At 51.6% G+C, this 10,420-nt stretch carries 7 protein-coding genes and 1 pseudogene; 4 read left to right on the forward strand and 4 right to left on the reverse strand.

From position 1 onward, the window contains the following. Positions 1 to 173: 173 nt before the first annotated feature. Together B3K89_RS10055 and B3K89_RS10060 are read left to right on the forward strand one after the other, a co-directional pair. Complete coding sequence (locus tag B3K89_RS10055; protein ID WP_293892022.1) at positions 174 to 914, forward strand: ABC transporter ATP-binding protein; 741 nt, start codon at positions 174 to 176, stop codon at positions 912 to 914. Beyond that, complete coding sequence (locus B3K89_RS10060; RefSeq protein WP_293892025.1) at positions 911 to 2,566, forward strand: hypothetical protein; 1,656 nt, start codon at positions 911 to 913, stop codon at positions 2,564 to 2,566. Before B3K89_RS10055 ends, B3K89_RS10060 begins: the two co-directional genes overlap by 4 nt. On the opposite strand, the gene B3K89_RS10065 is transcribed toward B3K89_RS10060, so the two are convergent. The 3 genes and pseudogenes from B3K89_RS10065 to hflK form a co-directional block, all read right to left on the reverse strand. Beyond that, positions 2,548 to 3,219: a haloacid dehalogenase-like hydrolase gene (locus B3K89_RS10065; protein WP_293892028.1), complete on the reverse strand. Its 672-nt coding sequence runs from the start codon at positions 3,217 to 3,219 to the stop codon at positions 2,548 to 2,550. The two genes, B3K89_RS10060 and B3K89_RS10065, sit on opposite strands and share 19 nt — an antisense overlap. Before the next feature lie 77 nt (positions 3,220 to 3,296). Continuing rightward, a complete protein-coding gene (gene hflC, locus B3K89_RS10070; protein WP_293892031.1) occupies positions 3,297 to 4,301 on the reverse strand; it encodes a protease modulator HflC in 1,005 nt (334 codons plus the stop codon). Beyond that, positions 4,298 to 5,273, reverse strand: a pseudogene (hflK, locus tag B3K89_RS10075) (FtsH protease activity modulator HflK). Before hflK ends, hflC begins: the two are co-directional and overlap by 4 nt. A 131-nt stretch (positions 5,274 to 5,404) precedes the next feature. On the opposite strand from hflK, the gene metG reads away from it, so the two are divergent. Then, positions 5,405 to 7,624 (forward strand): methionine--tRNA ligase, encoded by a 2,220-nt coding sequence (metG, locus tag B3K89_RS10080; protein WP_293892037.1) that lies wholly within the window; start codon positions 5,405 to 5,407, stop codon positions 7,622 to 7,624. 75 nt (positions 7,625 to 7,699) lie between these two features. Next, positions 7,700 to 8,734 carry a lipid II:glycine glycyltransferase FemX gene (locus tag B3K89_RS10085; protein ID WP_293892042.1) on the forward strand — a complete coding sequence of 345 codons (1,035 nt, stop codon included), beginning with the start codon at positions 7,700 to 7,702 and terminating at the stop codon, positions 8,732 to 8,734. On the opposite strand, the gene B3K89_RS10090 is transcribed toward B3K89_RS10085, so the two are convergent. Next, entirely contained in the window at positions 8,700 to 10,025 is a 1,326-nt protein-coding gene (locus tag B3K89_RS10090) for a Mur ligase family protein (protein ID WP_293892040.1), read from the reverse strand. The genes B3K89_RS10085 and B3K89_RS10090 overlap by 35 nt on opposite strands. Positions 10,026 to 10,420: the final 395 nt, after the last annotated feature.

Here is a 10,420-nt window from a genome sequence, read left to right on the forward strand (position 1 = left end):
AAAGAGTACCAAGAATGACAAGAGGTTTTTGCATAAATATTCTATATAATCAAGGAATATGCAGAAAAAACAAAATAACAGGGAATAATGATGAATGAATATTCATAAAAACTAATTCGAAAAATATCGAAATAGAACTTGTCAAATGTACGGTTCCCTTCTATACTGCACTCATGTTGGAATGCAAAAATCTCTATAAACGATATGGCAATCAGAAGAAGAATGCAGTGGATAATCTCTCTCTTTGTGTTGAAAGCGGGCAGATTTTCGGTTTTCTCGGTCCGAATGGGGCAGGGAAAAGCACTACGATCAAAATGTTGGTCGGACTTTTGAAACCCGACCAGGGGACGATCCTCTTTGACGGGAAAAACAGCGGCAGCGATGCCCTCGCGTACAAGCAGGATATCGGTTATGTTCCCGACGAGCCGGTCTTCTATGAGCGGATGACTGCCTTGGAACACCTTGCGTTCATAGCGGACATCTATGAGATTGATCGGCATGAACGAAAAAACCGCATCGACGAACTGGCAAAGAGGCTGCTGCTCTCCGATGTACTTTCCGATCAGATTTCCAGTTACTCACACGGCATGAAGCAAAAGCTTTCGGTTATCGCCGCCTTGCTGCCTTCTCCCAAGCTTCTTATCCTGGATGAACCGATGGTAGGCCTCGATCCGAAAGCCTCGTTCATTCTCAAGCAGTTGCTCAAGGAGTATGCAAAGGCGGGCAACACCGTGTTTTTTTCCACTCACGTGTTGGAGGTTGCCCAGCAACTCTGCGATACGCTGGGAATCATCAAGGAGGGAAAGCTGCTATACAGCGGGAGCTTCGAGCAGCTGCAGGCAAACAAGGGGGAGGGGACCGAGAACTTGGAGCAACTCTTCCTGGAGTTGACCGAAGAAGGAACACCCTCATGAACTGGAAAACCATACGCTTGTTGGTACAAGCATATTGGCTTGGAAACAAGCCCATCACCAGCGCCCTCGAGCGGTTGAGTTTTAAAAGAAAAGGCAGCAGGTCCCCTCTGCTCACGGCTTTGATAGCTTTGATGCTCATAATCATGTTCATCTACTTCTCGTTGCTCCTTGGCCTGAACTACTATAGTTACCAGACGCTGGGCATATTGGTTGAAGAGCCGCTTTTGGGGTTGTTTGTCGCATCCGCCTTATCCTTCATTGTTTTGCTGTTGTTCAGCTTCACCTCCATCCATGATTTTCTCTATACCGCAAAGGACATCCTTTTGGTGCGAACCCTGAAGGTGGGGGATGCCTCCACCGCAATAAGCCGCTTGATTCTTCTCTATCTGCATTATGCACCGCTCTACTGGTTTTTAACCCTTCCTGCACTGGTGGTGGGCGTATTCATCCAGGGCTTCTCCCTATACTACGTACTTGCTTCTCTTCCCTATCTGCTTCTCGGCCCGATGCTTCCGCTCTGCTGCTCGGTTCTCTTTGCAATCGCAATCATCCGTGCAAGCAGAGGCAAGCGATTCCGGTTTCTTGAAGAGACGGCCCCCATGGTCTTGATGGTCCTTTTCATCGTGGGCCTCAGTGCCGCTTTTACCAGAAATCTCGGCCAGGACTCCCTGCTGGACTTTCAATACGAGTCCATGATGGTCACCTTGGCTCCGATTCTAAAAACCCTGCAGAAGCAATTGCCGCTGTTCAGCTTGCAGGCAGCACAGCTATTTTCAGGCTCCTCGGTATTGTTGGTGACCGCCATCAACGGAGCTGTGCTGCTGGTGACCTGCTTGGTGGTGGTCCGCACCTATCAGACAAATCTCTCGAAACTATTGAGCAACCAAAGTACGCGCAGCCGCCGTCGAAAGGAAATTGCATTCAAGGCGAACAGCCAGATGGCCGCATTGTTCAAACGGGAACTGGTAGTCATCAGGTCGAATTCCAGCTTTCTTTTCGAACTCGTGGGAGAACTTTTCATCCCTGTCATCCTGATACTCGTCTATATGCTGACCGGGGTGATGGATGAGATGGCTGGTATGGCCGAGGTCCTTACAGCTTTTCCTTTTTTTGAGCAGTTGGTGTTTTTGACCATGCTGTTGGTGGCCAATCTTGGAATGCTCAGCTCCACAAGCGTCTCCAGACAGGGCCGGATGTTCGTTTTTGACCGACTCTATCCTGTACCGGCAAGTGTATACGTACAGGCAAAGCTGCTCTTTCACTTCTGTCTGGTGGGAATTCCGAATCTGATATACCTGAGCCTGTCCCTCTCGTTTTTCAAGGTGAGCCTGTTTCACCTTGTTTGGATGGCTCCGCTCTCCCTCTGCTTGATCCTTTTGGCCGCTACACTGCATCTTTGCATCGATTACCATAATCCAAAGCTCGATTGGACTTTGGCGCAGCAGGCTATGAAGAGCAACACCAACGGCTTGATCGGGCTGGGACTCTCCTTTGTCTTGGAAGTGGTGGCGGCGGGTTTCTTGATTCTCCCTGTCCTGCTCGATCTTCCGTTCATCTATTTTGCGGCAATCCTGTTTGTGCTTGCCCTCTTCGTGTTGCGCCATGCCTATCGGCTTGCCGTCAACTTGGCCGATCAAGCACTCTCAAGGTAGACCAAAAGTCGTGCACAGATGGATTCAAGGCTGTAGTGGGTCTCAAAGGGGTAAGCCCGATTGTTCTGGTTCCAATCGATGATCAGGCCCAAATCCGATGCTTGCAGCATGGGCCTATCGGTGGGCCCGTCCCCTACAGCCACGATTATCCGGTACAGAGGCCTCAGGTGCGTCAAGGCTTCAGCCTTTGCCTCCGGCGTATCGATATCTACAACCATATGGGTCCTTCCCATCTCATCCCAGACCAAGCGCTTGCCTCGAATAAGGAAAAAGTGCTCACGAAGGCCGATGTGCTGCAGGAAGGACTCGACGAGGTTCTCCGTCCCGCAGGTCAATATGGCAAGGTCTGCCCTGCATCTGAGTGCGGCCAATGCCTTGATGTCCTCTTCGCTGAGAAACAAGGAAAGGTCGCGGGCTACCTCATCGATCATCGAAGGTGTTGCTGTTCGTACCAGATGCGCATATCGCTTGTGGAATGCATCATCAATGAGCCTGCCTGCTTGGTCTTGAGCGATAAAGCGTTTTGCCCTCTGCCTGAAGAGTGTGCCCTTCGAGGCTGCAACCCTTCGGATCAGGCGCTGCTCGCTGTCGTAGGGTGCGATGGGGTAGAGGGTTCCATCAAAGTCGAAGATGATGCACGCTCGCTCTCTCATGAGCGAGAGTGTAGCAGGAGGGCATAAAAAGAGGAAGGGGTATTCTCCCTTCCTCCAAATACTGCGAATACCAGGGGCTACTGAGACTCTTTCCCATAGAGAATATCGAAATACTGCATATCCGTGCTCAGGATCTTGTTGAGTGCCGGAATGGTCTTTCGATAGGACTCCAAGGTTCTCCACAGCTCGAAGAACTCAGGATCGGCTTCATAGGCCTCTGCATAAATCTCTGCTGCACGCGCATCTGCGATACCCTTGATTGTCTCACTGGTCGCATACGCGGCGGAAAGAATCTGGCGTTGTTCGCTCTCGGTCTTACCCTGCCACTGGGCGAGCTGGCCGCGTCCATAGGAGCGGTATGCCTCGGCGATCTGATTTCGTTCCTTGATCATCCTCTGGTATACACTCTCGGTCAAGTCGTCGCTGTATCGGATCTGGCGGACAACAATGTCAATCAGCTCAATGCCAAAGCCATCGGTGAACGGCTTGGCCTGATTGAACATCATCGTTGACAATCCATCACGGCCGATGGAGATGGTCTCCTGCCTCGACTGGGTGACTGTCAGGTTTCTCAACGTTTCAGCATCCTCGTTGCTCTCCACATCCAAGCTTTGGACCTGTTCCTCGACTGTCATCGAGTTGATCTGGTTGGTGTTTCGCACTGCCTCGTTGAGGTAGTTCTCACTGATGATGGTACGAATCGAAGAGTCCAGGATGTCGTTGAGCCTGGAAATACCATTATTGACGGTGTTCACTGTCTCATAGTATTTTGCCGGGTCGGAGATTCTCCAACGGGCCGTGGTATCGACCCAGATGAACTGATTTTCCTTGGTGGGAATGCGCTGTGCGGCTCCATCCCAGCTGAGAATTTTCTTTGGGTAGATGATCACATTGTCGATGAGCGGCATCTTGAACTTCAGGCCTGACTCTTGCTCTGCGTTCACGATTTTCCCGAAGCGGGTGATAACCGACTGCTGGCCTTCATAGAGGATGTAGAAAGGCCCAAGCAGGATGAATATCACTACAAATACCACTACAACAACCAAGGTGGTGATAAGTTTCTTGTTGGTATTCGCCTTCATTTTGCACCTCCTTCAAGCATTTGGACCGGGAGGAAGTTGGCCAGGTTCTTATCAACCAAGGTCACCGAACCTTCGCCGGTTGGGTTGATGATCGACTCCATGGCTTCAATGTAGAGGCGGGTGCGAGTAATATCCTTGTTCTTCTCATACGCTTCACGAACGCTGTTGAAGCGCGCCACGTCACCGGTTGCCTGGTTGACACGCTCGCTTGCATAGCCTTCCGCCACCTGGATGATCTGGTTGGCTTCACCGCGGGCCGAAGGAATGATCTTATTGTAGTTCTGCTTGCCTTCGTTGATCAGGCGGTTCATGTCCTGGATTGCCTTGTTGACATCCTCAAAGGCATCCTGCACCTGACCCATCGGTGGTACGATGTTCTGCAGCTTTACGGTGACGACCCGCACTCCCAAGCCGAAGGTGTCAAACAATTTTTGCATGTTGTCTTGGGCTTCAACCTCGATGCGTGTCCGCTGACTGGTCATGACCGCNNAGGTCTCCGACCAGTTTGTTCATGACGCTCTGGCTGATGTCGCGAATGGTGGTCTCCCTCGATTCGACGTTGAACATCCATTTTACCGGATCCTCAATCTTGTACTGGACGATCCACTGCACATCAATGATGTTCAAATCACCGGTAAGCATCAAGGACTCATTGGTGTAGTCCGTATTGCCAAAGAACGGGCTGGCATTGGTGGTTGTCCGATACCCGAAGGTCATGGTTTGCACGACCTGCGTAGGTACATTGTAGCTGGCTTCGATCCCCAGGGGAATCTTGGTCTGAAGGCCGGGACCTACGGTACGATTGTACTTGCCGAGGCGAAGCACAACCGCCTGTTCAGTCTGGTCGACGACAAAGAAACTGCTGAGAACCAACATGACGAGCACGATTGCGACAATAATCCAGATAACCAGCTTCGGGCTGATATTGTTCACTTTTCGCGCAGGCCTCGGTGGTTGCTGCATGGTATCCATAATAACTCCTGTTGGTGCCGTAGCACTCTACCAATGTACCCGCTCAGCTTGGTATCGTCAAGGTCGCAATCTTGGCGACAATGTCCGGTTTGCCATTGAAATAAACGCTTTTGAAGGCTATGATGTCCCCTATGAAAAAGAGACTCGTAACCAGCGCACTCCCCTATGTGAATAATATCCCGCATCTGGGCAACTTGACCCAAGTGCTCTCAGCGGATGTATTTGCCCGTTTCTGCCGCTCAAAAGGGTATGAAACCTTGTATATCTGCGGTACTGATGAGTACGGTACGGCCACCGAGACCCGCGCCTTGAAAGAAGGGGTGACCCCCCAGGAACTTTGCGATAGGTATCATGCAATTCACCGCGATATTTATGCATGGTTCACTATCGGCTTCGATTATTTCGGCAGAACGAGCACCCAGGAACAAAAGCGGATAGTCCAGGATATTTTTACCAAAGTGGATGAGGCCGGCTATATCAGCGAGCATGAGCTTGAGCAGCTGTATTGTCCCTCATGCCAGCGCTTCCTTGCCGACCGCTTCGTTGAAGGTACCTGCCCCCACTGTCATTTTGAAGGGGCCAGGGGAGACCAGTGCGACAGTTGCCAGACCCTGCTCGATCCGGTTGAATTGATCAACCCGCGCTGCGGCGTGTGCGGCACCCGCCCGGTTCCCAGGAAAACCAAGCACCTGTACATCGATCTTCCCAAAGCGCTTCCCCTTTTGGAGGGATGGATGGAGAAGGCGAGTAAAGAGGGTTTTTGGGCGAACAATGCCATCCAGGTCACCAAGTCATGGATTCGCGACGGCCTGAAGGAGCGCTGCATCACCCGCGACTTGAAGTGGGGCATCCCCGTTCCCAAACCCGGCTATGAGGACAAGGTTTTCTATGTCTGGTTCGATGCTCCCATCGGCTACGTCTCCATCACCGCCAGTGCAACGCAGGATTGGAAACGATGGTGGCAGGATCCCGAGAACACCGAGTTATTCCAGTTCATCGGCAAAGACAATATTCCCTTCCATACGGTGATTTTCCCCTCCTGCCAGCTGGCAACCGGCGAGAATTGGACCATGCTGCATCATATGAGCAGCACCGAATATCTGAACTACGAGGGAGGGAAGTTCAGCAAGAGCCATGGTATCGGCATATTCGGCAACGATGTGCAGGACACCGGCATCCCGGCTGATGTCTGGCGCTTCTATCTGTTTTATAATCGTCCAGAAAAGAGCGATGTCACCTTTACCTGGGCCGATTTCCAGGAGAAGGTAAACGGGGAGCTCATCGGCAATCTTTCGAACCTCGTCAACCGCACCCTCACGTTCGTCCAGCGGTTCTACCCCGATCCCTCCTCCTTGCTCGCTGCTTCCATTGATGAAGGATTATGGGAACAGGTCTTGGGCAAGGAAGCCGAAATCGACGGGCTTTTGGAGCGTGCTGAAGAGCGGGAAGGCCTGCGTCAGATATTCGCCCTCTCCTCGATCGGCAACAAGGCCTTCCAGGACGGCGAGCCTTGGAAGCTGAGAAGCAGCGATCCCGCCAAGGCCGAGCGCCTGCTCAAAACGTTGCTGTATCTCATCAGGGATTTGGGGATCATGGTTGAGCCGTACATGCCGACCACGAGCAGCCGTATTCTTGCTTTCCTGGGATCAGAGAAAGCCCGATGGACCGACTTGGGTAGCGTGGAAGGAATCGAGCATCTCAATCAACCTGAATTGCTGTTCACCAAACTGGAGGATGATCGGATTGAAAGCTTGAGAAATCGGTTCAGCGGTTCTCAGGAAGAGCGAAAATTGAAGGAACAAACCAGCAGGATGGAGAAGGAAATGGATCACACAGAAGACCAGGTCAGCCTGGCAGAGCAGTTCGCCAAGAGAGTCATTCTCAAGGTTGCCAAGATTACCAATGTTGAAAAGCACCCGCAGGGGGATAAGTTGTATATCCTCACCCTCGATATGAAGGAAGAGGAGAGCAGGACAATTGTCAGCTCGATTGTTCCTTACTACACGGCAGACCAGTTGCAAAACCAGCATATAGTGGTGGTCAGCAACCTCAAGCCTGCCAATTTCAGGGGTGTGAAGAGTTATGGAATGCTGCTTGCAGCCAGTGATCCCAAGGCCGAGGAGCACACCACCTGTGAGGTGTTGTTTGCACCACAGTTCGAAGTGGGTACCATGCTCACCCCTGAAGGTTTTGAGGCTCCGAAGGAGGCTCTGCCCTATGTGAAGGCCGACCATTTTTTCTCCATGCCCATCGTTACCGAGGCAGGAGTGGTGAAAATCGATGGCAAGCCGATCGGAAAGGATGGAGTGTATCTTACCTCCAAGCAGTATCTGGATGGTCCGGTAGGTTGATGGCCTAGAGGAATTTCATGGACTGTATGGGGGCCGTGGGGGCCCCCGTTGTTTCATAAGGGGAAGGTGGAAGCGATGGTTGTCCGGTCGATTGATTACAAGAAATTTGTTTGTGCCGGATCGGTGATGCAGAGCAGTTACTGGGCTGCCGTCAAGCATGGGACCGGTTGGAAGCCGTATGCCTTTGAGGTTGAGGACGAAGAGAGGCAGTTTTCTCTCCTGGTCCTTGTCAAGCAGGTGCTGCCGTTCTGGCAACTGGCGTATATACCGTTTGCCCCTGAGCAATCCTCTCAAACAGGAGAGCTTCTCAAGCAGCTTGCAAAAGCCCTGCGCAAGAAGCTTCCCTCCTCTGTCTTTGCGTTACGCTACGACCTCCCCTTCGATGAAGTCAACGATCAGAATGTCATGCTCTACAACGGCCCCCGCTTCAGAACCTGCAGGGAAAGTGTCCAGCCTGAAGGGACTGTGCGCATCGATCTGCATTGGGGGTATCAAGCGGTGACGAAGGGGTATCGCGACAGAGCAAAACGGGCCCTTCGAAAAGCCAGCCAGGTTTTTGAGGTGGGCCTCTGGGGCGGCGATGGTGCCTCGTTCAAGCGTTGGTACGAAATCTATCTGGAAACTGCCAAGCGTGACGGGTTCTCCCCACGGTCGGAAAAATATATCAAAGCGCTCTTGTCCCTGGATGGCAAGGTGGCCGGCGATGTGGAGTGCAAACTCCTGCTTGCTGCAGAAAAACGCAAGATAGTGGGTGGCATCATCGTGCTGTTTTCCAAATTCGAGGCTGTCTATCTCTACGGGGCTTCCCTGCGCTTCGACTCTCTCTCTTGTGCTCATGTGTTGCAGGATTATGCAATCAGGATGGCTTGTGAGAAAGGTTGCGCAATCTATGACTTGTACGGCATTCCCGGTCCCAAGGGAAGGGGAAGCCATTTGGCGGGTTTGGAGGTGTTCAAGCTCTCCTTCGGCGGCCAGGCGTATTATCGTACTCCTTCAACCGATTATGTCTATGCATTCATACCTTGGAAAATCTATGCTGTTTCGGAGTACATCAGATATCATTTGAAGCGGCGGGTCAAGCCTCAAGAAGGAGTCCAACCAAATTCTTGAACTGGTTGCCTCGGTCGAACTCATTGGCAAAGAGTTCAAAGGAAGCGCAACCAGGTGAGAGCAGGATTGCCTGAGGCAGATCCGGGAGCTCGTACTGTTTTGCTTGGGCGGCATCGAAACTTGCCTGCAAAGCGTCCCCCATGGCCTTGAATGGACCCATGTACGCAATTCCGTGCATCTGCAGAAGAGGCAGCAGCTTGTTTTGTGTGAAGCTGCCATCCAGAAGGGAAATGCTGCTTGCTTGCTTCACCTCTTGCAGCATGGCATCGGCTTTCAGGTTCTTGTCCGTCCCTCCGCAGATCAAGTGTACTGCCATCGAGCTGAATTTCGCATACGAGAAATGCACTGCCTCCGGTATGGTTGCAGCGCTGTCATTGACAAACAGGATGGAGCCGAGCGTTCCAACCTGCTCGATGCGGTGAGGCACTCCCTGAAAGCTCTCCAGTGCCTTGAGGATGCTCTTGTATTTGAGACCCAACGCCAACAGGATCGCATAGGCGCTCTGCAGATGGGGTTGCTGTTCCAGTTCTTTCGGGCAGGATCGGTCGATGCCCCTGATGTGCCGGCGGTCGAGTTTTGTCTGCATCTGAATCCGCTTCATCATGACATCGGGGACCACTGCGGTGTGAATGTTTGGTGTGAACAGCTCGAGTTTGTCCTCAAGGTACTGTTCGATGGATTCGTAGGAGTTGAGGTGGTCGGGATAAAAATTGGTAAGCGCGCAAACCTCCATGATGGGAAGCTGCCCATGCAGGGATTGTACAGAGTCCCTGATTTGCCAGGAGGAGAATTCTACAACCAGAAAATCGGGAAGCCTTCGTCCTTGTTCGTGCCGTCGTTCCCACTCCCTGAGTACGGTAAATGCGCTGATGCCCATATTGCCGCACTGCATCGCTTCATATCCGAGGGATGTCAAGACATGCGCTACAGCAGCACTGGTGGTGGTTTTTCCCTTTGTCCCGGTTATCCCGATGATTTTTACCTGTTCACACCAAGGCGAAGAGAAGAGCCAGGCAAAGTCGTTGACCACCATCCTGGCATGGGCAAGCATCGGATGATTGGGTGGGATGGCGGGATTCTTGACAACGATGTCCGCCCAGAGGAAATCTTCACTCCGATGTGTTCCCGATATGCATGAGGCGCCGCGAAGCGTGAGCGACTCCATCTCGGAGCCCAAGTCGCAAGCTCCCTTCAGGTCTGTTATCCTCACTTCATCGCCATGGTCGAGAAAATAGGACGCAGCAGCATAACCTCCACCATGCATCCCCAGTCCGAAGATGAGAACCTTCATACAACCTCCACCTAGCTCTATAGTAGAAAGAAAGTGGGAACAGAGCAAGACGAATCCGTGCAATTTACAATGGAAATCGTGTTCGGAGATTTTGTGCTCATCCCCCTTGACCTTGGTTTGGTATACTCGCATAATAGTACGGTAATTACAAAACCACCCTGATTCGGTTGACACTGAAAAAAAATCGGATGGTAAGGAGCTCTACAGTGCCTTGTGGAAGAAAAAGAAAAAAGCATAAGATTGCTACTCATAAGAGAAAGAAAAAGCTCAGAAAAAATAGACATAAGAATAAATAGTTTTTTCTGGTAATCTTTAGCTTGGTACCAAAGCAGAAAACCGTCGGTCGCTCCGGCGGTTTTTTTCTGCAAGTACGTATGGCATTGTAAGATATTGCA

It is taken from the genome of Sphaerochaeta sp. UBA5849 (genome assembly GCA_002432715.1).
Lineage (GTDB): Bacteria > Spirochaetota > Spirochaetia > Sphaerochaetales > Sphaerochaetaceae > Sphaerochaeta.

Bases quoted from the DNA above. Each gene is read 5' to 3' on its own strand.
- B3K89_RS10055 (WP_293892022.1), top strand. From the start codon at position 174: ATGTTGGAATGCAAAAATCTCTATAAACGATATGGCAATCAGAAGAAG.
- B3K89_RS10060 (WP_293892025.1), top strand. From the start codon at position 911: ATGAACTGGAAAACCATACGCTTGTTGGTACAAGCATATTGGCTTGGA.
- B3K89_RS10065 (WP_293892028.1), bottom strand. From the start codon at position 3,219: ATGAGAGAGCGAGCGTGCATCATCTTCGACTTTGATGGAACCCTCTAC.
- hflC (WP_293892031.1), bottom strand. From the start codon at position 4,301: ATGAAGGCGAATACCAACAAGAAACTTATCACCACCTTGGTTGTTGTA.
- metG (WP_293892037.1), top strand. From the start codon at position 5,405: ATGAAAAAGAGACTCGTAACCAGCGCACTCCCCTATGTGAATAATATC.
- B3K89_RS10085 (WP_293892042.1), top strand. From the start codon at position 7,700: ATGGTTGTCCGGTCGATTGATTACAAGAAATTTGTTTGTGCCGGATCG.
- B3K89_RS10090 (WP_293892040.1), bottom strand. From the start codon at position 10,025: ATGAAGGTTCTCATCTTCGGACTGGGGATGCATGGTGGAGGTTATGCT.